This window comes from Brevundimonas goettingensis, from assembly GCF_017487405.1.
Taxonomy (GTDB): Bacteria; Pseudomonadota; Alphaproteobacteria; order Caulobacterales; family Caulobacteraceae; genus Brevundimonas; species Brevundimonas goettingensis.
The window spans coordinates 665,319-688,778 of the sequence record NZ_CP062222.1; the positions used below are offsets into that span (position 1 = coordinate 665,319).

The window sequence follows — 23,460 nt, forward strand, 5'->3', positions numbered from 1 at the left end:
CTTGACCTGATCGCGTCGGCGGAGGACGAGCAGGCATGAACTATCGCCACAGCTTTCATGCCGGAAATTTCGCCGACCTGGTCAAGCACGCCCTTGTCCTCTGGCTGCTCAAGGCTCGTCAGGCCCAGCGCGACACGGTTACCGTCCTCGACACCCACGCCGGCGCCGGCCTCTACGACCTGTCCGGCGACGCGGTGCGCTCACGCGAGGCCGAGGCCGGAGTGGCGCGGCTGATGCAGGCCGAAGGTCTGCCGCCCCTGATCGAGGCCCTGGCGACGGAGGTGAGGGCGGTCAATCCGAATGGCGGCGTTCGCTTCTATCCGGGGTCGCCCCTGCTGATCGCGCATCATCTTCGACCTGACGACCGCTATGGTGGGTTCGACATCAGTGGCGACGTCGCCTCCTTGCTGGTCGAGGCTCTGCGTCGCCATCCGAACGCCTCGGGCCGTCCGGGCGACGGGTTCAAGGCCGTGCTGGCCGAAACCACGGCCGGGCCTGCCGACCTGGTCCTGATCGACCCGCCGTTCGAGCAGCCTGACGACTACTGGCGCACCGCCGACACCACCCTCGCCATCCTCAAGGTGCGGCGCGACGCGACGATCGCCATCTGGACCCCGCTCAAGGATCTGGAGACCTTCGACGGCTTCCTGCGTCGGCTTGGGACCGCCCATCCCGCGGTTGTCGCCGAGGTCCGTCTGCGCCCCCTGATCAATCCGATGAAGATGAACGGCTGCGCCATGGTGGTGGTCAATCCGCCCGCGGGGACCGACGAAGCCGCCGCCGAAATCTGCGGGTGGGTCGCCGGAACGCTCGGGGAAGAGGGTCAGAAGTCCGAGGTCTGGCGGCTCTGACGGCCGGAACCATGCATGATTTCGCACCTGCGAAAGAAAATCTGCCGCCAACCTGTCTGATGGGCTTGCAAAAGCGGACATTGGTGTCCACTTAGCGCTGCATGGCCCGAGCCCCTCGAAAAGATGCGGTCGAAAGACGCGACGCCCTGCTGGTCGCCGCCGCCGAGGCCTTCGCCGATCAGGGCTACAACGTCCCGCTGGACGTCATCGCCGAAAAGGCCGGCGTCGGCCGCGCGACCCTCTATCGCAACTTCGCCGACCGCACGGCCCTGGCCCTGGCGGTGTTCGAGGAACAGCTTGAGGACCTGGCCCAGCGCACCCGCGCGCGTGGCGACGACCCCGAGGCCTTCTTCTGGTTCGTCGATCAGCTGGCCGAGGTGCTGGGCAAGAACGCCGGCCTCGACGCGGCCCTGCGCGAGGCCCAGTCCTCGGGCGCCCTCAAGCCCATCCGCACCAAGCTGGTCGAGGCCGGGGAGGGGGCGCTGGAACGGGCCAAGGCCGCCGGTCTGGTCCGTCCCGATCTGGGCCCGAAAGACATCCGCGCCATCGCCATGATCCTCGGCGCCGGGGCCAGCCGACCGACGCCGGAAGAGCGCGAGATGTTCGGACAGCGTATTCGCGCGTTGCTGCTGGACGGACTCCGGATTCGCGCATGACCCGCCCGCACGACCTGCCTTGGGAAGAGTACGAAAAGACTCTTCAGCCGCATGAGAAGCCGACCCTGATCGGCTCCCCGGCGACGCCCGACCACCACTGGCGGCTGCGTCTGGCCTATGGCGTCGTCGGTCTGCTGGTGGCCATCACCGGCAACCTCGGCAATGCGGTGGTGACGGCCAATATCCAGAGCCTCGCCGGCCATCTGGGGGTGACAACGACCGAGGCCGCCTGGCTGCCGGTGGTCTTCATCATGACCAACGCCTGCATGAACCTGATCCTCGTCAAGTTCCGCCAGCAGTACGGGCTTCAGCCGTTTACCCGCATCATTCTGGGCATCTTCGTGCCCGTCTCGATCGCCAATGTCTTCGTCACCAGCTTTGAATCGGAACTGGTGACCCGAGCCGTAGCGGGCATCTGCGGCGCGGGCATGTCGACGCTGGGCTTCCTCTACATCATCCAGGCCTTCCCCGCCGCGCACCGGCTCAAGGGGCTGATCGTCGGGATTGGCCTGTCCAGCTTCGCCGTGCCGATCGCCCGGATCGTCTCGACCCATCTGCTCGACATCGGCGACTGGCAGGGGCTCAACCTGTCGCAGCTGGGGCTGGCCCTGCTGTCCCTGGCCGGGATATTCGCCCTGCGCCTGCCGCCGTCGCAGCGCATCGACGCCTATCAGCCGCTCGACTTCCTGACTTTCGCCCTGTTCGCCCCGGGCATCGCCCTGCTGTGCGCCGTGCTGGGTTTGGGCCGCTACGTCTGGTGGACCGAGGCGACCTGGATCGGCTGGGCCCTGATCGGCTCGATCCTGCTGCTGGCCACGGCCATGATCATCGAATTCTATCGAAAGCGCCCGCTGATCGACCTGCGCTTCCTCGGCGGCGGCGACCTGATCCGGCTGATCCTCGCCATCCTCCTGCTGCGCGTCGTCCTGTCGGAGCAGACCTCGGGCTCGGTCGGCTTCCTGCAGCAGATGGGCCTGGGTCTGGAGCAGATGCGTCCGCTTTTCTGGGTGGTCCTGATCGCGATGATGGCGGGGACGGCGACCAGCGCCCTGACCCTGAACATGGCCAAGCTCTACAAGCCCATCGCCATCGCCCTGGCCCTGATCGCCGTCGGCGCCTACATCGACAGCCACGCCACCAGCCTGACCCGGCCGGTCAATCTCTACTTCAGCCAGGCCCTGCTGGCCTTCGCCTCGGCGCTGTTCATCGGCCCGGCCCTGATGATCGGCATCACCCAGGTCCTGACCAGGGCGCCGCAGAACCTCGTCAGCTTCATCGTCACCTTCTCGGTGATCCAGAACGTCGGCAGCCTGGCAGGCACCGCCCTCGTCGGCTCCATCGAGACGATCCGTGAGAAATTCCACTCCAGCCAGATCGCCGAGACCGTCAACATGGGCGACCCGGCCACCGTCCTGAGGCTGCAACAGCTGGGCGGCGCCTATGCTCGGGTTCAGAACGACCAGATCCTGCGCTCCGGCGACGGGGTCAGCCTGCTGACCCAGCAGATCACCACCCAGGCCCACGTCCTCGCCTACAACGACGTCTTCCTGCTGATCGCCCTGGCGGCCGCCGCCGGCTGCCTGTGGACCACGTTCGTGCACTTCCGCCCCAGGATCAAGGCGCACCGCGCCGCCGCCCGCGAGGCCGCTGAAGCGGCCGCCTCCGCCCACTGATTTCCCCGAGACCCGCGCCCCCGAGACCCGTCATGACCGACACCACCGCTCCCTCCGCCCCCGCACCGGCTCCCGCCGCCCCGACGAAACGCGCCCTGTTCGGCGTGATCCTGGGTCTGGTCGCCCTCGTGGGCATCGGCCTGGTGCTCTACGCCTGGAAGCTGCCGCCCTTCTCGGGCGCCATCCAGCACACCGACAACGCCTTCGTGCGCGGTCAGGTGACGATCATCAGCCCGCAGGTCTCGGGCTACGTCACCTCCGTCCATGTGCAGGACTATCAGGTGGTCAAGCAGGGTGAGCTTCTGGCCACGGTCGATGACCGCATCTATCGCCAGCAGCTGGATCAGGCGACGGCCAACCTGCACGCGGCCGAGGCGGCGCTGGCCAACTCGTCCAACACCCAGGCGTCGGCGCAAGGGACGGTCGCGCAGCGCAGCGCCTCCATCGCCTCCGCCCAGGCGGCCCTGGTTCAGGCCCAGGCCAATGCAACGCGCGCCCGAAAACTGTTCGAAGGCGGCTGGGTCGCCCAGGCCCAGATCGATACCACCCAGGCCTCGCTGCGCGCCGCCCAGGCCGCCGTCGCCGAGGCCAACGCCCTGCAGGGCGTGGCCCAGACCGGCGTCTCCTCGGCGGTGGTCTCCAGAGGCTCGCTGGAGGCGGCGGTCGAGGCCGCCCGCGCCCAGGTCCGTCTGGCGCAGATCAATCTGGACAACACCCGCATCGTCGCCCCCGCCGACGGCCGTCTCGGCGAGGTCGCGGTGCGGCTGGGTCAGTCGGTAGTCGCCGGCAGCACGCAGCTGACCTCGCTGGTGCCCAACCTCATCTGGGTCAATGCCAACATGAAGGAGACCCAGCTGAAGAACATCCGCATCGGCCAGCCGGTCGAGATGACGGTCGATTCCCTCGGGGGGGCGAAGCTGCTCGGTCGCGTCGAGCGCATCTCGCCTGCGACCGGCTCCGAGTTCAGCGTCATCAAGCCCGACAACGCCACCGGCAACTACACCAAGGTAGCCCAACGGGTGCCGGTGCGGATCGCCATCGACCCCAATCAGGAAGTGACCACCCGTCTGGCGCCGGGCATGTCGGTGGTCGCGCGGATCGACACCTCGGGCGTCTAGGACTTCCGGTCCGCGACGTCTTCCGGTTCGTTGTCCGGGTCGGTCGGATCGGTCTGGGGGCTCAGCAGCTCTTCCGCCGCATCGTTCGGTGCGGGCGCGGCGGTCTGCGCAGACGTGATGGGCTTCGCGGCCTCCCGTCTCGTCTTCGGCCTCGCCCAGCCGAGATGCTCCATCGCCGCTTCCCCTTCCTCGCCGAAGACGCTGCGCAGGCGGATGTCGGTCTGGGGGAAGGGGATTTCGATCCCGGCGGCGTCCAGCGCATCGGCGATCAGCCAGGTATAGGCGGCGTGCATCCCCGCCGGCCGCTTGACTGCGGCCCGGGTCGGCCAGACCACCAGTTCGAACGACAGGCCGTTCTCGCCGAAACCGACCAGCCAGACCTGACTCTTGCGCGCCTCGGTCTCCGCAAGGGTGAAGGGGCTGGCGCGGGCGGCCTCCAGCACGGCGTCACGCACCTTCCCGCGATCGGCGCCATAGGCGACCTTGAAGGGGATGTGGATGCGGCGGGTGTCCCCCTTCAGCGTCCAGTTGGTCACCGGATCCTGGATGAAGGTCGAGTTGGGGACGATGATGTTGACGTTGTCATTGGTGCGCAGCCGCGTCGCCCGGGGGCCGATCTCCATGATGGCGCCGCGCACCCCGCTCTCCAGCTCGACATAGTCCCCGACCGAGACCATCCGGTCGAAGATCAGGAACAGGCCCGAGACGAACTCCTTGACCACCCCCTGAAGGCCCAGACCGATGCCGATGCCGATCGCCCCGGCGAAGACGGCGATGGAGGACAGGTTCAGCCCCGCCGTGGTCAGGCCCGAGATCACCCCCAGGATGACCAGGCCGTAGGTCGAGAGTTTCTCGAGCAGATAGAGCGCCGCCGTCGACTTCTGCGACGACCGCTCGCGCAGGCCTTTCAGCCCCCGGCCGACGATCTTCGATAGAATGATCGAGGCGGCGATGATCAAGGTGCCGGTCAGCATCCCGCCCATGGTCAGGGTCGAGCCGCTGAACACCAGAAGCTTGGTGTCGTTGAGCTTCTCGAGGTCATTCAGGGCCATGGGGCGTCAGCGTCCGGACAGCGGGGCGGTTCCGGCGGCATGGTCCGTACCGGCCTGCGGATTTCAATGGGGCGAACTCCTGAGCAGCGGAACGCCCAAGCGCGCCACGGGTTGAGGCCCCGAGCGTTCCAAGGGGCTGACACCGCGTGACACTGCAACAGGGGCTGGCGTTCGGACTGATCGCCCTGACCATCGGGGCCTTCGTCTGGGGGCGGTTCCGCTACGATCTGGTGGCGGTGGTGGCCCTGGTGCTGGGGCTGGCGGTCGGGATCATCCCGGCGGACGCGGCCTTCGACGGGTTCAAGAACGACGTCACCGTCATCATCGCCTGCGCCCTGATCGTCTCGGCGGCCTTCGCCCGGTCGGGGATCATCGAACTGGCCATGCGGCGGTTGCTGCCGCACCTGAAGACCGAGCGCAGTCAGGTGCCGGTCCTGACCGGGGCTGTGACCCTGCTGTCGATGGCGACCAAGAATGTCGGCGCCCTGGCCATCATGATGCCGGTGGCGCTTCAGGTGGCGAGGAAGACCGGATCGGCGCCGTCGCGGCTGCTGATGCCCATGGCCTTCGGGGCGATGGCGGGCGGGATGGTGACCCTGGTCGGGACCGCGCCCAACATCATCGTCGCCGAGGTCCGCCACGAAATCCTCGGCCGACCCTTCGCCATGTTCGACTATGCGCCGGTCGGTCTGGGGCTGACGGCCATCGCGCTCGCCTTCCTGGCCTTCGGCTATCGGCTGCTGCCGAAGAACCGGCAGGGGGCAGCGAACCTGAACGCGGCCCTGGCCGCCAACGCCTACGCCACCGAGGTCCGTGCGCCCGAGGACTGGGCCCCGGGCTCGATGTCGATCAAGGTCCTGACCGAATGCGGCGAGGGGGATGTGCGGGTCATGGCCCTGATCCGCGACGGCAAGCGCCGACCCCGCCCGCGGGGCAATACCGTCATCCGCCCCGGCGACGTCCTTTTGGTCGAGGGTGAACAGCAGGCGCTGGAGGAATTCCTCGGTCGCTCGAAGCTGAGGCTGGTGCGCGAGAACCATCCCATTGTGATGGAGAGGTCCAGCGAGGAAATCGCCGTCGTCGAGGCGGTGGTCGGCCGCAACTCCCTGTTGCAGGGCCAGTCGGTGCGCCAGTCAGACCTCTACGGCCAGCACGGCATCAACCTGCTGGGCGTGTCGCGCAGCGGCTATGAGCTGACCCAGCACCTGAGGACGGCCAAACTCCAGCCCGGCGACATCGTCCTGCTGCAGGGGGCGGAGCAGAGCCTGCCGACGGCGCTCAAGGCGCTGGACCTCCTGCCGCTCGCCGAGCGAGAGGTGCGGCTGGGCAGTGTGCGCAAACGCTTCCTGCCGGCGGTGACCCTGGCCATCGCCATGACCCTGGTCGGCTTCGGCGTCGTGCCCGTCGCCATCGCCTTTTTCGGCGCGGCGGTGGTCATCGTCGCACTCGGCGGTCTGAAGATGCGCGAGGCCTATGCGGCGCTGGACGGACCCCTGCTGGTCCTGATCGCCGCCCTGATCCCGGTCTCGGACGCCATCCAGAACACCGGCGGGTCGGACCTGATCGCGAGCCTGCTGAGGAACGTCTTTGGCGGCATGCCGGGGGTGATCGCGGTCGGCGGCGTCATGCTGGCCTCGATGGCCGTGACGCCCTTTCTTAACAATGCCGCGACCGTGCTGATCGTGGCTCCCATCGGCGCGACCCTGGCCAGGCAGCTGGGTTTCAACCCCGATCCCTTCCTGATGGCGGTGGCCGTCGGCGCGGCATGCGACTTCCTGACCCCCATCGGGCACCAGTGCAATACGCTGGTCATGGGCCCGGGCGGCTACAAGTTTTCGGACTATCCGAGGTTGGGGGCGCCGCTGAGCCTGCTGGTCCTACTGGCCGGTCCGCCCCTGATCCTGCTGTTCTGGCCACTCTAGGCGTCAGATGAAGGTCGCGGTGACGACGTAATCGAAGTTGTACTGGCCGCTCGCCAGTCCGCCCGAGATCCAGACGTCCATGCCCAGGGTGAAGGTGCCGGTGCCGAGCAGACCCAGAGGCTTGAGATCGAAGCTCATGCTGGACCCAGACGGCGGCGCCGTGCCCGCGAACAGCAGGTTGCCCAGCAGGCCGCTGATGTAGAAATGGGTGATCTTCGCATTGGCGTTCGGCACCGCCTGTACCGTCACCCGCACCTGACGCAGCGCACACAGACCCTCCAGGTTGAGGAAGCCGCAGGAGATGGTGATCGTCGGCGGGGTGACCGAGGCGCTGGACAGGCGAATGGCGCTGCCGGAAGTCCGCGTGACCGCGCCACTGGTGCCGATGGTGAAGGTCGAGGCTCCGCTGTCGCGCACGATCCGCCCCAGCGCCGGCGATCCCGTCGGGCTGTAGGCGATCTGAATCTGGGCGTGCGCCGGCGCCGCGAGGGCCGAGAAGACCCAGAGCACCGCGGCGATGACGAGAAGGCGGACGGTCATGGATCCTGAGCGCGTGCTGACGTCGGAGCGACCCGGACATCAGTGACACGTCATGGTTTCGGAAGTCTTTTCCGCAACCTATGACTTTAGTCGGATCGTCTCAGGCCGCCACGATCTCCGGCGCGGCGTCCGAGGCCCAGTCGGGGATCGGCAGGCCCTTGCCGCGCAGGAAGTCGGCGTTGAACAGCTTGGAAGCATAGCGCGCACCGGGGTCGCACAGGCAGGTGACGATGGTCTTGCCGGGGCCCAGGTCCTTGGCCAGGCGCACGGCGCCGGCCAGATTGACGCCCGCCGAACCGCCCAGCGACAGGCCTTCGTCTTTCACGAGATCGAACAGGATCGGCAGGAACTCGGCGTCCTCGATGCGGTAGGCGAAGTCGGGCGTGAAGCCCTCCAGATTGCCGGTGATCCGCGCCACCCCGATGCCCTCGGTGATGGACGAGCCCTCGGAGCTCATCTCGTTTTTGGTGAACCAGTTGAAAAGGGCCGCGCCCGCCGGGTCGGCCAGGCCGATGCGGATGTCGGGGTTCCGTTCGCGCAGATACTGGGACACTCCGACCAGCGTCCCGCCCGAGCCGACGGCGCTGACGAAGGCGTCGACCTTGCCCTCGGTTTGGGTCCAGACTTCGGGGCCGGTGGTGGCGTAGTGGGCCTCGCGGTTGGCCAGGTTGTCGAACTGGTTGGACCAGATCGCGCCGTTGGCTTCGCGCTCGTTCAGCTCGGCGGCGAGGCGGCCCGAATAGTGGACGAAGTGGTTGGGGCTGGAGAAGGGGGCCGCGTCGACCTCGACCAGACGGGCGCCCAGCGAGCGGATCGCCTGCTTTTTCTCCTCGGACTGGGTCCGGGGAATGACGATCACGACCGGATGGCCCAGCGCCGCGCCGACCAGGGCCAGGCCGATGCCCGTATTACCAGCCGTGCCCTCGACAATGGTCCCGCCGGGCCTGAGCGCGCCGGAGGCCCGCGCCGATTGGACGATCGACAGCGCGGCGCGATCCTTGATCGAGCCGCCGGGATTCATGAACTCGGCCTTGCCCAGAATCTCGCAGCCGGTCGCCTCCGACAGACGGTTCAGCCGGATCAGCGGGGTGTTGCCGATCAGGTCGGTGACGGAACGGGTAACGGTCACGGGAGGTCTTTCAGTAAATCTGGCAGGCGAGGGGCAGGCAGGTCGGTCAGGCCGCGATGGGCTCACGTCGTCCCAGATGGATGCCGCACTCGGTCTTGTCCATCCCCGACCAGCGGCCGGCGCGCGCGTCCTCGCCCTCCTGCACCGGCCGGGTGCAGGTGTGGCAGCCGATCGAGAGGTAGCCCTGTTCGACCAGCGGGTGGCGCGGCAAGGCGTGGGCGGTCAGATGGTCCTCGATATCCTCGGCGGCCCAGTCGGCCAGCGGGTTGACCCGCAGGACGCCGTCCAGCACCTCGAACGGCTTCAGGGCCGCACGGGTCGCGTTCTGATGCCGCTTGCGGCCGGTGATCAGGGCGGTGAAGCCGACGGTGGCGCGCGCCAGGGGGCGGGTCTTGCGCAGGTCGCAGCAGGCGTCGGCGTCGGTCTTCCAGAGGTCGTCCCGGGCGTCCAGATCGGCCTTTTCGGCGGCATCCGGCGTGACCAGCCGGACATCGGAAAGGCCAAGGCTTTCCGTCAGCTGTTTGCGGTACTGCAGGGTCTGGAAGAAGTGCTGACCGGTTTCGAGGAAGACCACGGGCAGGGCCGCGTCCTCCTTCGCGATCAGGTGCAACAGGGCCGCGCTCTCGGCCCCGAAGGAGGAGATGGCGGCGGCCTTGAGGCCGAGGCTGGGGTCCAGAGCGGCCTTGAGGATGGTCACGGCATCAGCGCTCTCAAGCTCGGTATTCAGACGGTCCGCGAGCGCTTCCAGTTCGGCCTCGGTGGGGGCGATGGGGAGCTCAGCATTGGGGGCGGCCCGCGCGGCGGCGCGCCGCTCCCAGATGGTGAGCTCGGGGTCGACGGCGTCCTGATAGGCGGCGCTGAACGCACCATCCATCCGCCGCCAGGTCGCCTGATCGGCGCCGGGGTTCAGCTCGACCGCGTCGAAGCCGGTACGACGCAGGTGACGGGCTTGATCGGGCAGGACCTTGCCGGCGGCGATCAGCCGCCCCGTATAGCCCCGCTCGCGCAGGACCGAGGCCAGGGAGAAGCCGCGCCCGTCGCGGAAGGCGTCGAACTCCAGCACCAGCACATCGGTCGTCGCCGCCGCGGCTTCGACCTCCTCGAGCGGAGTGGTGACGCTAAAGCGCGGGCCGTTGTGGAGGGAGTCGAGAAGCTGCAGCTCAGGCATTGGCGAACTCGTGTGCATAGATGGCGTCGCGGAAGGGATCGGCGCCCAGACGGCGGACGGTGTCGATGAACCGCTCGCCCTCGATGCGGACCTCGAGATAGCGATCCAGCGCGCGCTGGATGGCCGGCGCGACCTCGTCGGCGGGCAGGGACCGACCCACGATCTCGCCGAGCGCGGCCTGTTCGTCGGGCGAGCCGCCGACGGTGATCTGGTAATATTCCTCGCCCTTCCGGTCGACGCCCAGAACCCCGATGTGGCCGACGTGATGGTGGCCGCAGGCGTTGATGCAGCCGCTCATATTGATGCGGACCGGACCGACCTTTTCCTGCCAGTCCAGATCGGCGAGACGCTTCGACAGGGCCTGGGCGACCGGGATCGATCGGGCGTTGGCGAGGGAGCAGTAGTCGAGCCCCGGGCAGGCGATGATGTCGGTGACCAGATCGGCGTTGGGCGTGCCCAGTCCCGTCGCCAGCAGTTCGCGCCACAGGGCAGGGGTGTCGTCCAGCCGGACGTGGGGCAGAACGAGGTTCTGCTCATAGGCCGCGCGGACCTCGTCGAACGAATAGCGCTCGGCCAGGTCGGCGACGACCTCCATCTGGGCGTCGGTGATGTCGCCGGGCACACCGTCGAGGGGCTTCAGCGAGATGATCACCGAGGCGTAGCCCACCTGTTTGTGGCGGCGGACATTGTTGCGGCTGAAGCGGGCGAAGTCGGGGTCGGCCAGGACCGCGCGATCGAACGCGGCTGACTGGCGCGGCAGGTCGGCGAAGGCAGGCGCAGCGAAATAGGCCTGGATACGGGCCAGCTCTTCGGCCGGGACCTGAAGGGCCTCCTGACGCAGGGTGGCGAAGTGGCGGTCCACCTCTTCGCGGAAGGCGTCGATGCCGAGCGAGGCGACGAGAATCTTGATCCGCGCCTTGTGGATGTTGTCGCGGCGGCCCAGCAGGTTCCAGGCCCGGATGATGGCGGTCAGATAGGCCAGCAGCTCATGGCCCGGAACCGCCGGGGCGATCTCCTGACCGATGTGCGGCAGGCGACCCTGACCCCCGCCGACGAAGACACGGAAGGCCGTCCCTCCATCGGCGCCCTTCACGATCTGCAGCCCCACGTCGTGGGTGCGGATGGCGGCGCGGTCCTTCTGCGACGCGACCACGGCGATCTTGAACTTGCGCGGCAGGAACGAGAATTCGGGGTGGATGGTCGACCACTGGCGGATGACCTCGCACCAGGGACGCGGATCCTCCACCTCATCGTCGGCGGCGCCGGCGAAGACGTCGGTGGTGGTGTTGCGGATGCAGTTCCCGGACGTCTGGATGGCGTGCATCTCGACCTCGGCCAGATCCGACAGGATCGCCGGCAGGTCGGTCAGGGCGGGCCAATTATACTGGATGTTGCACCGGGTGGTGAAGTGGCCGTAGCCCTTGTCATAGGTGCGGGCGATGTGGGCCAGCTTGCGCATCTGGCCGCCGTTCATGACGCCATAAGGGACGGCGACACGCAGCATATAGGCGTGGAGCTGCAGGTAGACGCCATTCATCAGCCGCAGCGGCTTGAACTCGTCCTCGGTCAGGGCGCCGGATGCCCGGCGCTCGACCTGGTCGCGGAATTCCTCGACCCGTTCCCGGACCAGGGCGGCGTCGAACTCGTCATAGCGGTACATCAGGCGGTCTCGTGGTGCCTCAGGCTGTTGCCGACCGTGGGACCCGCCGAACGGATGGTCTCCTTCAGCCGGTCGCGGCCTGAGGGGGTGTGGCCAGTGACCTCGACCAGATAGGGGTTCACGAAGGTCGCGGGCCGGCTGGCGGCGGCGATCAGGGCGGCGTCGGCGGCGTCGCCGTCGAACAGGGCGGCCGAGGCGATGTCCTCGACCACGGAGGCGTCCTCGCCGACATAGATGACGCGGCCGTCGGACAGGCGGTTGGCGGTGATCAGCTTCATGCAACCAGCTCCGCGCGCACATCCAGTTGCGCCGCCGAGAAGGCCGCGCATTCGCCGACGAACAGCAGGGCCGGGCCGGTCAGGCTCGACCGGGCGACGAGGCCGCCGAGGTCGCTCAGCACGCCGTTGATGACCCGCTCGTCCGGGCGGCTGCCGTTCTCGACGATGGCGACCGGGGTCTCGGGCGAGCGGCCCGCCGCGATCAGGTTTGCCGCCGTCTGCTCGGCGCGGTCGGCGCCCATATAGATGGCCAGGGTGTGGTTGGGCGCGGCCAGACGGCTCCAGTCCGGCGCGATCCCGCCGGGCTTCTCCTGGGCCGTGACGAAGGTCACCGCCTGGGCGTGGTCGCGATGGGTCAGGGGGATGCCGGCCGAGGCCGCGCAGCCGATCGCCGCCGTGATGCCGGGCACCACGAAGACGGGGACGCCGGCGCGGCGCATGGCCTCCAGCTCCTCGCCGCCCCGGCCGAAGACGAAGGGATCGCCGCCCTTCAGCCGAACGACGCGGTGGCCGGCGCGGGCCTCCTCGACCATCAGGGCTTCGATCTGGTCTTGCGGCACAGAGTGCTCGGCGCGGGCCTTGCCAACGTACAGACGACGGGCGTCACGGCGGGCGCGTTCGAGGATCGCGTCAGGCACCAGACGGTCGTGGATGATGACGTCGGCGTCCTGAAGCACGCGCAGGGCCTTGAGCGTCAGCAGTTCGGGATCGCCCGGACCGGCGCCGACGATATGGACGACGCCTTGTTCAGGAGCCGCGACGTTCAGCAGGCGCAGCATCTCGCGGCGCGCCTCGGCGGTCTGGCCGGCGGCAGCCAGGTCGGCGGCGGGGCCGCGGAAGGCCTTCTCCCAGAACCGGCGGCGCGCCAGGAAGTCGGGGACGGAGGCGATAACGGTGTCGCGCAGGTCGCGGGCCAGCTTCGCCACGCTCGTCAGGCCGGCGGGCAGGACCGCCTCGATGCGGCTGCGCACATCACGCGCCAAGATCGGGGCCGAGCCGCCGGTGGCGACGCCGATGACGACCTCGTCCCGGTCGATCAGGGCGGGGGTGTGGAAGTCGCTGAGCGCCGGACGGTCGACGACATTGACCTGGGCGCCCGCCGCACGGCCGAGCGCGGCCAGATCGCGGGCGACCGCTTCGTCCTCGACGGCGATGAAGACCAGTCGGGCGCCGATCAGATCGGCAGCCTCGGGCCTGCGCTCGATGGGGGCGGGACCGCCCTGCAAGGCGCCGGGGCCGACGGGGGCGCCGCCCGGCGCGAACCAGACGACCTCAGCCGGGGTCTGGCCGAACAGGCGCAACTTGGCCAGGGCGGCGTCGCCGCTTCCAACGATGATGATGCGGGCGTCGTCCATCGGAATGGACGCCAGAAAAACTCTCATGTCAGGCTCCACCGGCCTCGATCGGTAGGGGTAAGCCTGTCCGTGGGTCGTGATCTGACCCTCTGCTCATGGGGTGCGATGCACAAACCAGATTGTCTTTGGCGCGGTGATAGGATTTCTAACGGCCATGGCCAGACCGTTGCTCCCCCTCAATGCCCTGCGCGCCTTCGAGAGCGCGGCGCGAAACCTGAACTTCTCGCGCGCCGCCGATGAGCTGGCGGTGACGCCCGGCGCGGTCAGCCAGCAGATCCGCTTGCTGGAGGACATCGTCGGCGGGCCGCTGTTCAAGCGCGAGGCCAAGGGGCTGCAGCTGACCGATCTGGGGCGCGGCGCCGTGCCCCTGCTGCGCGAGGGGTTCGAGCGGCTGATGGACGCCTCGTCCCTGCTGCGCGAGCCGCCGCGCAGGAAGCAGGTCTCGATCAGCGTCGCTCCGTCCTTCGCCTCGAAATGGCTGATGCCGCGCATGGACGATTTCCACGCCGCCCATCCTGAGATCGAAGTCTGGATCTCGGCCGATATGGAGCCGGCGACCCTCGGGGAGGGCGGGGCCGATCTGGCCGTGCGCTACGGCCCCGGCGACTATCCCGGCCATGTCGTCGAGCGGCTGATGGCCGAGACGGTGCTGCCGGTCGCGGCGCCTTCGCTGATGGACGGCAAACATCCGATCCGGACCCCGGCGGACCTGGCCCATCACACCCTGCTGCACGACATGTCCGAGGACGGCGATCCGGGCAGGCCCGACTGGGCCATGTGGCTGAAGGCGCGGCGGGTGAAGCATCCCGATCCCCGACGCGGCGCGCGGTTCAATCAGGCGAGCATGGTGATCGAGGCAGCGCTGGCCGGACGCGGCGTGGCCCTCGCCAAACGGACCCTTGCCCAGGCCGACCTCAACTCCGGCCGTCTGGTCGCCCCCTTCGCCGACGGCAGTCAGGCCGTAGATTTCGCCTATCATGTGGTTCTGCCGCGCGACCGCCCGGCCTCGCCCAGCGCAGTGGCCTTCGTCGACTGGCTGAAGCAGCAGGCCGTGCATCACGACAACTCGATGGGGCAACTGTAAGCCCGCCGATCGTCCCCGCGAAGGCGGGGACCGGAAGCGAAAGGCCGCGCACGATGTCCGTGCGCGGCCTTTTGTTCTGGCTTGGTGTCCCGCTTACGCGTTCGACAGGGCGCGCAGGGCGGCGACGCGGGATTCTTCGCGCATCGGGCTGGGACGCATCGGGCCGTGCAGGACCGAGGGGGTCGAGCTCTGCTCGTCGCCGGCCGGGGTGACGAGATAGCCCTTTGCCGCCAGAGCCTCGCCGGTGGCGCGGCGCGAGGTCCAGACCGCGATTGGCGCGGCCAGCAGCAGGGGGGCCACGATCGGGATGAAGAAGGTCGCCAGGTCCGGACGGAAGGCGAGGGCGGCGCAGAAGCCCAGACCCACGCCCATCTGCCAGCGCATCGAACGGAAGGCGTCGGACCAGGTGATGCCGTCGGCGTCGCGCTGCTGGGCGTGCCAGCCGGCGTCCTGACCGCACAGGATCTTGAGCACGGCCTTGGTGTTGGCGACCATCAGGATGGGGGCCAGCAGGGCCGACAGGAAGATCTCGGCGCACATGCCCTTGATGATCTGCACGCCGCCGCCGAAGGCGCGACGCTCGCGCGGACGCGACAGGACCAGCACCGCGCCCATGATCTTGGGCCCGATCAGGAGCACGCCCGCCAACAGCGAGGCCAGCATGAAGGGCGAGAACTCGGGGTGCAGGAAGTAGAAGAACGATGCCCAGTCGATCGGATAGTAGAGCTGGATCACCAGGCCGGTCACCAGCGAGGCGAACCACAGCGGCGAGGCGACATAGGCCAGCACGCCCATGAACAGCTGCATCTTCGAGGCGCCGTTCAGGCCGCGCGAACCCAGCAGGGCGATGTGCTGCAGGTTGCCCTGGCACCAGCGGTGCTCACGGCGAATGAAGTCGGTGATGGTCGGCGGGGTCTCTTCGCACGAACCGTCCAGGGCGGCGGTGACGTGGACGGCCCAGCCGGCGCGGCGCAGCAGGGCGGCCTCGACGACGTCATGGCTCATGATGTGGCCGCCGAACGGCTTCTTGCCCGGCAGGACCGGCAGGCCGGCGGCCTCGGCGAAGGCGCGGGTGCGCAGGATGGCGTTGTGACCCCAGTAGGAGCCTTCCGAACCGGTCCACCAGGCCAGGCCGGCGGCGGCGACGCGGCCATACAGCTTGACGCTGAACTGCGAGACGCGGGCGAACAGGGTCGAGGCCTTGACGATGGTCGGGGCGGTCTGGATCAGGCCGACGCCCGGATTGCGCTCCATGGCGTCGACCAGACGCAGGACGGTCTCGCCGGCCATGGTCGAGTCGGCGTCCAGCACGATCATGAATTCGTAGGCTGCGCCCCAGCGACGCGTCCAGTCGGTGATGTTGCCCGACTTGGCCTCGGTGTTCTTTTCGCGGTGACGATAGAAAGCTTGGGAATGGGCGCGAATGCGGAAACCGGCGAAGGCGGCCTGTTCCAGCATCAGGGCCTCCTGCTTGTTCGTGTCCGACAGCACGAACAGGTCGAAGGCGTCGGTCACGCCGAGGCGGGCCAGACCGGCGTCGATCTGGGCCAGACGGCCCAGGGCGGTGTGGGCGTCCTCGTTATAGAGCGGCATCAGCAAGGCGGTGCGCGTCGTCGGCGCCGCCGGGTGCGGACGGAAGTCGAGGTCGTCCTGCTCGCGATCCGTCATCAGAACCCACAGGCCGATGGCCGAGTTGGAGAACCAGCAGGCGATCGAGGCGATCAGAATCAGGAACAAGCCGAAGGCGAGGGCTTCCAGCCCGTCGAAGCCGTGGCGGGCGTAGAGGATGAAGGGGGCGACGGCGGCCAAGGCGGTCACCACGACCGTGGCGGCCAACAGCACCAAACGGCGGGCCTTGACCTTGGCGGGGGTGGTCGGCAGGGGCGCCGAAACCGTCGCGGTTTCAACGTCGAAAGCCTGGCGCGGCATGTCCAGCGGCGCTTCGTCGGGGAGCCATCCATCGGCGCCGTATTCGACGGCTCCGGACAGGAAGTCTTCGCTACGCAGGGCCAGGCTGTTCATGACGGCTTTGATTTCCCCGAAAGTCCGCGCTTGGGAGGCGGAGGAGGCGCGGACTACTGCATTGCAGCATGAACGCATTTTCGTGAAAATCAATCACAGAGTTGTGATGGTCCCGTGTTTTTTCGCGACCACCCCGGATTCCTTGAGTCCGTCAGGGGCTCTCGGCGTGATGCCTCAGCCGCCGACCCAAGGCCCAGGCCGCGATCCCGACCCATCCGACGAGCACAAGGGCGTAGACCCGCTCCCACCAGCCGACGTTGGACGGGTTCACCGTGCCGGGCAGGACCAGATGATAAGTCATCACGGTCAGGCCTGTCATCACCACGAACACCCCGATCAGGAAGGCTTTCAGCCGCGACAGCTCGCGGCTGCCGGCCAGGCCCCAGAGCAGCAGCAGGGGGGCGACCTGAATGCCCAGACCCATGTTGATGTACATGTGCCGGGGGTCTGGATACGGGAACAGGGTCGACAGGGCGAGGCCCGTACCGGCCAGGACGAAGACGATCGCCGTCAGCCAGCCGGCGATGTGAGCGCGCGTGATCGCGATCACGGCCAGGCCGAAGCCGACGCCTGCGAACCCGGCCATCACCCCCGCGACGAAGACGCCCCAGTTGAAGATGCGGGGCATGGGCGACGAGGCGCCGCCCAGCTCGCTGAGATACTGGCGCGCATTGTCGAAGCCCGGGTAGGCGAGGATGGCCATGCCGACGACCGCGAGGGCCAGCAGGGGCGCGAAGACCCCGATCCCCAGCAGGATGCGGCGACGGCGATAGCGGGTCACGGCCAGACCCGAGAACAGGCCGCGGCCGGGCAGGGGCTTGAGACCCCAGAGGGGACGCAGCAGGGGCGCGCGGCGCACGATCTCATAGATCAGCAGGCTGCCGCCGATGGTGACGGCGATCAAGGTCGGGGCCTCGATCCAGACCGGCAGGCCGGCGGGGCGGATCAGCCAGATGGCGCAGACCAGCACCGTCTGGTGGGCCAGATACAGGGTGAAAACCGCCTCGTTCAGATAGGTCTGGACCGGGCCGGTGGTGTTCCGGAGGTAGAGGCTGGCGAAGCCCAGGGCCGCGACGATCACCGACCACTGGTCCAGCGCCACGACCAGGTTGCGCGGAATGCCCCAGAAGGCGCCGCCGCCGGGATGGGCGACCTGGAGCATCATCAGGGGCAGGGCCACGGCCGCAACGCCCAGGCCGACCCAGCGAAAACGCTGGAAGTCGCGCCAGATCGTTTCCTGCCGCACGGCCAGGAAGCCGAACAGGAAGGCGGCCAGGGACTGGGCGTGGTTGTACCAGTCCCAGACGATGTTGTTGGTCAGGCCGAAATGCGGGAACAGGATGCAGCGCACGATCATCAGATACAGCGCCGGGAAGACCAGCAGCCGCCAGCCGCTCAGCGCCGGGCCGATCTTCGCCTCCGCCCAGGCGATCCAGCCGGGCCGGTTCAACAGGGCCACGACGACGAAGCTGTAGACGGTGATGTAGAGGACGAACCACAGATGGTTCAGGGGGATGCCGTCGGCGATCCCCGAGGGGCTGAACTCGTGCCACAGCCAGGCCGGATAGCTGATCGGGGTGTGCGACTTGTCCATCGCCTCGATCCACGACTGGATCGTGACCAGCACCAGCACCCCGAAGACGAGCGGCGGGCCCAGGCGGGCGAGGCGCAGCTTCGCGACTTCGGCGGGCGTCTTCCTCAGGGTCATGAAGCGCAGGGCCGCGCCGGAAACGAGGAACAGCAGGGTCAGCCGCCAGGGATTGGTGATCAGCACCCCTTCGCGAATCCACTCCAGAGTATGGGCGCTGTGGACGTGCCAGTCGTAGGGGCCGTAGGCGAGCCCGACGTGATAGACGATCAGCAGGGCGAAGGCGGCGATGCGCAGCCAGTCCAGATCGTGCCGGCGCGTGGACGCCGGGGCGGCCGATGCGGGGTGGGAATCCGGACTTGGGGCAAGGGCGCTCACGGCCTCCCTATGAGCGAGCCGACCGGACCTGTCCACGCGCCAGAATGTTTCCTGGCTCTGTGCCCGCTCCGGAGCGTCCTATTCGTAGTCGATGTTGACCGGAACGGCGGTCTGCACGTCAGTGATGATCATTCCGTGAGCGGTGGTCAGGACGCCGGAGATGCGCAGCCGGTCGTGGCCTTCGGCGTTGAGGCGACCCGTCATGGTCTTCGAGACGTCGCCCACGGTTTCGCTCCAGACCTGAAACCCCGAGATGACACCCGCAGACAGATCGGTGTCGATCGTTGCGGGCAGTTGGATCCGGTAGACGCGGCCCGGATCGCCAGTGATGTCGATTACAGCCGGGGCGTCGGAAGCGTCGCCGGTCGGATCGGCGGCCGTTCCGTTGGGAGCGCCGGCTCCGTCGACATTCCGGCGGGTCGCCACGAAACTCATCGACTGGACGTTGCTCAGGGTCAGGGCGCGCTCGACCTGAAGGGCGCCGGTCGCTGTCGCGCCCCGGCTCTGGGCCAGGGCGGGTGAGGCGAACATGACGCTCGCGACCGTCAGGCCGAGGGTGATGCTGTGGATCTTGAGAACGCGCATCAGGCGGCTCCTCCTTGAACGATGCTGACCACGACGGCTCCGGCACGGACGAAGCCGCCGTCGGCGGGCAGGACGGCGGCAGGCGCGGCGACCAGGGTCATGCCCAGATCGGCAGCCTGCTGCGGATCGAGTTGTACCCTGTAGCGGCCGGGCGGCACGTCCTCGACGAAGACGATGCCTGCGTGATCGCTGCGGGCCGGGATCGGCGCGCCGCCGGCTTCCGGAACCAGCTGCAGATTGACGGCTGCGAGAGGGCGGTCCTGGCCGTCCCGGCGCAGCATGACCGTCATCTCGACCTCGCCGGACTGCTGAAGCGGCAACTCGACGCGGGCCGTGCGGCCCGGACGGGGCACGGTGCGGATGACATCCGCCTGGCCCAGCAGGAAGGGATCGTCGATGCCCTCCAGATTGACGCGCATGGAGGCGGCGGCGCCGTCGCCGAGACCCGAAACGAAGACCCGCCCGTCCGCGCCGGTCACGGCGGCGCCGGCGGGCGTCTGGACCACGATCTTGGAAACGCCCTTTTCGTCGGGCTGCCGATGGCCGTCGCCGTTGGCGTCGACGAAGGCGTTCACGGCCATGGAGCCGCCGGCGGAGACGCCGGGGCGCACGACGTCGTAGCGGCCGCGCGCGAAGTCGAAGGCGAAGCCGAAGCCCATCTGGAGCCCCACCTGCCATTCGCCGGATCGGGTCTCCCAGGCGCTTGTCAGGGCGATATCGAACCGGCGCGCACGCCAGAAGGCGGCGGCCTGAAGCGTGGTCGCGTCCTGTTCGCCCAGGCTTTGAACGGCGCTGAGGCGCAGGGTGCGGCGCTCGGAGATCTGGATGTCGGCGGTCATGTAGGCGCTGTCCAGCTCGGTCCGGGGCGACAGGGTATAGGTCAGGCCGCCGCGAAACTGGGCGCGGGCGGCGACCAGGGTGGCGATGTCGGCGGCGCCGATGAGGAGCTTCTGCCGCGTCGTCAGGGTGGTGACGTCCTGCCAGGCCAGGCTGGTCGACAGATAATAGCGGTCGACCGGCGCCGAGGTGCGGAACTCGGCGTTGGTCTCGCCCGTGCCGTCGATGCGCTCAAGACGCCGCAGGTCGAGCGACAGAGGCAGGCTGAAGGTATCGCGCATCCGCCACTGCATGTCGGCGCGGAGGTCGGTGGCGCGGCGCAGCAGACTGTCCTGGGTGGCGCCGACCTGACGCGTCTCGTCCACGAAGCCGTCGCGGTATTCTGCATGGCGGCCGACGATGGAGACGCCGAACGGCCGGGCCGCCAGACCGAGCATGGCGGCCGATCCGCCCTGGCTGTCATGGGCCGCGTCCAGCTGGGCTGCGACGCCCCAGATGGAGCCGCGCACTCCGGCCAGGCCGACCGTGCGTTCATCGAACCCGGCCGGGGCGTAGCGCGCGAGGCCGCCGCTGATCGTAAAGGCGGTGCTGATCCCATAGTCGAACAGGGCTTCGAGCCGCGCTTCGCCCTGGCTGTCGTCGGGCGTCGGATCGGACTGGATCTCGAAGACCGACCGGTCCTGCTGGATGGCGGCCAGACGCATCACGAACTTGCCCGGCTCGATCTGGCCCGAGCCGAAATTGATGCGGCGCACCTCTTCACGGGTCTGGCCCTGTGGTCCGTAGAAGACCAGGCGAATGGTGTTTAGCCCGAAGGTCAGGGGAACGTCGAGGAATTCGTAGCGGCCCTGATCCGGCGTGGATCGGGCGGCCTGCAGCACCTCATTTACGTAGAGCTCGACCTCCTCGCCGATCGGCAGTTCGCCGCGCAGGTTCAGGGGGGTGGCGAGATCGACCGTCTCAAGAGGCGCGGTCGAATAGACCAGGCCCCGCCCGCCGTAGCTTCCGGCGCCGAGTGACATCGAGGGGGTGAAGACATCGCCGAGGCCCGCGCGGGTGGCGCCGAAGCGGCCGAGGGCGTGACCGTCCGGATCCTTGCGCTCGAACAGGACGCGGGCAGCGGCCGGCTCCCCGTTCTGGTCCGAGCCGAGAAAGCCCTGGAAGCCCGCGTACAGAAGGTCGCCGGCCATGCGGACGTCGAAACTCTGCGACTGGTCCACCCCGTCGCGCGCCACCTGTCCGCCCAGGTTCACGTCGAAGGCGGGCGGGGTGAAAAGCCCATATGGCGCCGGCGCCTCCTGTACGCGCAGGATCGCCTGGGGGTGGTTCAGGCCGGCAGCGCGGGCTTCGCGCGCCAGCCGCTGCTGGAAAGGCAGGGGCTCGGTCGGGCTGACCGTCAGGGTCTGGGCGTTGATGTCGGCGCGCAGCTTCACAGGGAAGAGCTGCTCGGCCAGATCGGCGCGGACATAGAGGTCGTTGTCGAAGATCGCGGCCTGGCCGGGGGCGAAGGCGATGGCCTTGCCGTTGACGATGGCGACGCCGGTATTGAGGTCGATCGTCAGCTTGCGGTCGCGCGACCCGATCCAGCCCTCGGCGCGGCGCTGGGCGGGGAAGACGCCGATGGCGAAGTCCAGCACCCGGGCGAACTCGCCGAGCGGCACATAGACGCCCGCGCGCGAGCCATAGACGTTCATGGTTTCGGCCAGCTGATAGCCGTCGGCCTGGACCTCCATGAACAGAAGGTCGTCGGCGTTGAAGGGGACCGGCTCGGCGGCGACGACCAGATTGGTCACGACGCTTTGGCTCGAGCTCTGGGCCAGGGCAGGCGCGGCGACGCCGGCCGCCAGAACGGTCAGGGCGACCGCCGTGGCCGGGCGGGCGGAGATCATCGCGATGCGGGAGCGGAGCCCAGGACCGTGCCGGCGTTGGCGTCGTCGTCGACATAGACCACCCGGACCGACTCTCCGGCGGCGACCGGGACCGCGAGGGGGGCTACGACAGCGCGACGTTCGATCTCCGGATAGACGGCGATGCCGCGCACCTGGCCGACGACATGTTCGTCAGCGCCCGTTCCGGCGCGGATCTGGACGTCGCCATAGACGGAGTTCGCGCCCAGACGGACGAGGTCGACGGCGACGGCGCCGTTGGGCGCGCCATCGGCGGCGGGCAGGAGGCGGGCGTTTTCGACCGCGGCGCGGGCGTCCACGGGGCCTTCGCGCACGATCAGGGGGATGCTTACGCTGAACAGGGCGGTGATCTGCAGCGCCACGCCGTTCGGATTGTTCTCGGCGGCTTGTTCGGCGGTGAAGCCGGTGGTCTCGGGCGGCAGGGCGGTGACGGTCAGGTGAGTGCGGTATTCGCCCGGGGCTTCCGGCGGACGCACGCGGACCCGGATGACCTGGCTTTCCTTGGGCTGCAGCGTCACCCGGCGCGGGGTGTACTGGATCAGGTCCATCGCCGAGGGAGATCGCGGGGCGTCGGGCGCATCGGCGACGGAGCGGATCTGACCGTCCGACGACATGACCCGATCGACCAGCTCGACGGTGTAGGTGGCGGGGGCGTCGCCCTGGTTGAACACATAGACCGAGGCCGCACGCTGGGTCGCGTCAAAGGTGACGCGGCGGGGCGAGATGTTCAGATCGGCGCCCGTCGGCGTCGCAGTGACCACGGGAGCGACGGGCGGCGTCTGGGCCGGGGCGGCTTGCGGCTGGGCCGCTGCGGCGCTCCCGAAAGCGAGCGCTGCAGCAAGGATGGGGGCGGCTGATCTGAGCATTGGTCTGGACCCGGGGGCGGCTTTCGACCCGCAGACTAGCGCCGAAGGGTTAACCCAACCTCGCGTTGTCGGCGTCCCGGATGCGCCTTTAGTTATAGGCGGCCGAGACCGTGAACGAGCCGCTGTAGGTGCCGGTCGGTGTGGTCGAGGCGATCGGCACGCTGCCCCCGACGTTGAAGGCCAGGGTCCCGGCGGCGCCCATGGCGTTGCTGAGCGTCTGGGCCGAAGCCGAGCCGGTCAGGTTGTTCGAGGTCGTGACGGTCAGGGTGTCCGAGCCGTTGGCCATCGAGAAGGTCGCCGGGATGGTGACCGAGATCGACTGCCCCCCTTCACCGGAGACGGTGAACTGGGCCGCGGCGGGCGTGGCGCCCGAGGACAGGCCGACGACGCCGCCGGTCACCGAGCGGGCGCCTGCGGCGCTGACCACCGCCGTGCCCGAACCCGTCGCCGGGCGAACCACGGTGCCGAAGGCCAGGTCGGCGTTCTTGGTGATCGTCAGCGGACGGACGATGGTGACCGAACCCGTGCCTGTGGTGGAGGCCGAGGACTGGGCGAAGGCGGGGCTCGCGACGGCGGCGACGAGGGCGGCGGCGGCGAAGAAAAGCTTGTTGGACATGACGTTCTCCCGGTGGGGCGTTTGCAACTTGATGACGCCGTGATGAGCCCTCTCAACCGTCGATGTCTACAACTGCAGCCTTCAAAACCAGCCAAAACACACCAAGGTTATATGGTTTTATGGCATTGAATACATGAAGTGATCTTATAGTTACTTCGCATTTACCAATACGGTC

General features: G+C 68.5%; 19 protein-coding genes. 6 read left to right on the plus strand and 13 right to left on the minus strand.

All coding sequences use genetic code 11. The features are described from left to right. Positions 1-35: 35 nt before the first annotated feature. From rlmJ to IFJ75_RS03365, 4 genes are all read left to right on the plus strand, one after another. On the plus strand, positions 36-851 hold the full coding sequence (gene rlmJ / locus IFJ75_RS03350) for a 23S rRNA (adenine(2030)-N(6))-methyltransferase RlmJ (RefSeq protein WP_207871248.1): 816 nt from the start codon (positions 36-38) through the stop codon (positions 849-851). A 101-nt stretch (positions 852-952) separates the two neighbouring features. Further along, on the plus strand, positions 953-1,507 hold the full coding sequence (locus IFJ75_RS03355) for a TetR/AcrR family transcriptional regulator (protein WP_207871250.1): 555 nt from the start codon (positions 953-955) through the stop codon (positions 1,505-1,507). Continuing rightward, complete coding sequence (locus IFJ75_RS03360; protein ID WP_207871252.1) at positions 1,504-3,180, plus strand: MFS transporter; 1,677 nt, start codon at positions 1,504-1,506, stop codon at positions 3,178-3,180. The genes IFJ75_RS03355 and IFJ75_RS03360 overlap by 4 nt, the downstream gene beginning before the upstream one ends. A gap of 32 nt (positions 3,181-3,212) precedes the next feature. Next, entirely contained in the window at positions 3,213-4,298 is a 1,086-nt protein-coding gene (locus IFJ75_RS03365) for an HlyD family secretion protein (RefSeq protein WP_207871254.1), read from the plus strand. On the opposite strand, the gene IFJ75_RS03370 is transcribed toward IFJ75_RS03365, so the two are convergent. Further along, on the minus strand, positions 4,295-5,350 hold the full coding sequence (locus IFJ75_RS03370; protein WP_207871256.1) for a mechanosensitive ion channel family protein: 1,056 nt from the start codon (positions 5,348-5,350) through the stop codon (positions 4,295-4,297). The genes IFJ75_RS03365 and IFJ75_RS03370 overlap by 4 nt on opposite strands. A gap of 146 nt (positions 5,351-5,496) precedes the next feature. Between IFJ75_RS03370 and IFJ75_RS03375 the strand changes: the two genes are divergently transcribed. Next, entirely contained in the window at positions 5,497-7,272 is a 1,776-nt protein-coding gene (locus IFJ75_RS03375; protein ID WP_207871261.1) for an SLC13 family permease, read from the plus strand. 3 nt (positions 7,273-7,275) lie between these two features. Here the strand turns inward: IFJ75_RS03375 and IFJ75_RS03380 are convergent, their stop codons facing one another. The 6 genes from IFJ75_RS03380 to cysG form a co-directional block, all read right to left on the minus strand. Beyond that, on the minus strand, positions 7,276-7,812 hold the full coding sequence (locus IFJ75_RS03380; RefSeq protein ID WP_207871263.1) for a hypothetical protein: 537 nt from the start codon (positions 7,810-7,812) through the stop codon (positions 7,276-7,278). Positions 7,813-7,912: 100 nt separating this feature from the next. Next, on the minus strand, positions 7,913-8,941 hold the full coding sequence (locus IFJ75_RS03385) for a cysteine synthase A (protein ID WP_207871265.1): 1,029 nt from the start codon (positions 8,939-8,941) through the stop codon (positions 7,913-7,915). Positions 8,942-8,987: 46 nt separating this feature from the next. Continuing rightward, entirely contained in the window at positions 8,988-10,109 is a 1,122-nt protein-coding gene (locus IFJ75_RS03390; protein WP_207871267.1) for a phosphoadenylyl-sulfate reductase, read from the minus strand. Next, positions 10,102-11,769, minus strand: a complete 1,668-nt coding sequence (locus IFJ75_RS03395) for a nitrite/sulfite reductase (RefSeq protein ID WP_207871268.1) — start codon at positions 11,767-11,769, stop codon at positions 10,102-10,104. Before IFJ75_RS03395 ends, IFJ75_RS03390 begins: the two co-directional genes overlap by 8 nt. After that, positions 11,769-12,047 carry a DUF2849 domain-containing protein gene (locus IFJ75_RS03400; protein WP_207871269.1) on the minus strand — a complete coding sequence of 93 codons (279 nt, stop codon included), beginning with the start codon at positions 12,045-12,047 and terminating at the stop codon, positions 11,769-11,771. Before IFJ75_RS03400 ends, IFJ75_RS03395 begins: the two co-directional genes overlap by 1 nt. Then, positions 12,044-13,429, minus strand: a complete 1,386-nt coding sequence (gene cysG, locus IFJ75_RS03405; protein WP_207871271.1) for a siroheme synthase CysG — start codon at positions 13,427-13,429, stop codon at positions 12,044-12,046. Before cysG ends, IFJ75_RS03400 begins: the two co-directional genes overlap by 4 nt. A 127-nt stretch (positions 13,430-13,556) precedes the next feature. Here cysG and gcvA point away from each other — a divergent pair, with 127 nt between their 5' ends. Beyond that, positions 13,557-14,486 (plus strand): transcriptional regulator GcvA, encoded by a 930-nt coding sequence (gene gcvA / locus IFJ75_RS03410; protein ID WP_207871272.1) that lies wholly within the window; start codon positions 13,557-13,559, stop codon positions 14,484-14,486. Between the two features lie 93 nt (positions 14,487-14,579). On the opposite strand, the gene mdoH is transcribed toward gcvA, so the two are convergent. The 6 genes from mdoH to IFJ75_RS03440 all read right to left on the minus strand — a co-directional run bounded on the left by mdoH (position 14,580) and on the right by IFJ75_RS03440 (position 23,285). Then, positions 14,580-16,508: a glucans biosynthesis glucosyltransferase MdoH gene (gene mdoH / locus IFJ75_RS03415; protein ID WP_207871274.1), complete on the minus strand. Its 1,929-nt coding sequence runs from the start codon at positions 16,506-16,508 to the stop codon at positions 14,580-14,582. 151 nt (positions 16,509-16,659) lie between these two features. Further along, positions 16,660-18,474 (minus strand): acyltransferase family protein, encoded by a 1,815-nt coding sequence (locus tag IFJ75_RS03420; protein ID WP_207871275.1) that lies wholly within the window; start codon positions 18,472-18,474, stop codon positions 16,660-16,662. 78 nt (positions 18,475-18,552) lie between these two features. Beyond that, positions 18,553-19,059 carry a hypothetical protein gene (locus IFJ75_RS03425; protein ID WP_207871276.1) on the minus strand — a complete coding sequence of 169 codons (507 nt, stop codon included), beginning with the start codon at positions 19,057-19,059 and terminating at the stop codon, positions 18,553-18,555. Next, entirely contained in the window at positions 19,059-21,785 is a 2,727-nt protein-coding gene (locus tag IFJ75_RS03430; RefSeq protein ID WP_207871277.1) for a hypothetical protein, read from the minus strand. Before IFJ75_RS03430 ends, IFJ75_RS03425 begins: the two co-directional genes overlap by 1 nt. Then, positions 21,782-22,669, minus strand: coding sequence for a fimbrial biogenesis chaperone (locus IFJ75_RS03435; protein ID WP_207871278.1), 888 nt, complete (start codon positions 22,667-22,669; stop codon positions 21,782-21,784). The genes IFJ75_RS03430 and IFJ75_RS03435 overlap by 4 nt, the downstream gene beginning before the upstream one ends. An 88-nt stretch (positions 22,670-22,757) precedes the next feature. Further along, a complete protein-coding gene (locus tag IFJ75_RS03440; protein ID WP_207871280.1) occupies positions 22,758-23,285 on the minus strand; it encodes a DUF4402 domain-containing protein in 528 nt (175 codons plus the stop codon). Positions 23,286-23,460 lie beyond the last annotated feature (175 nt).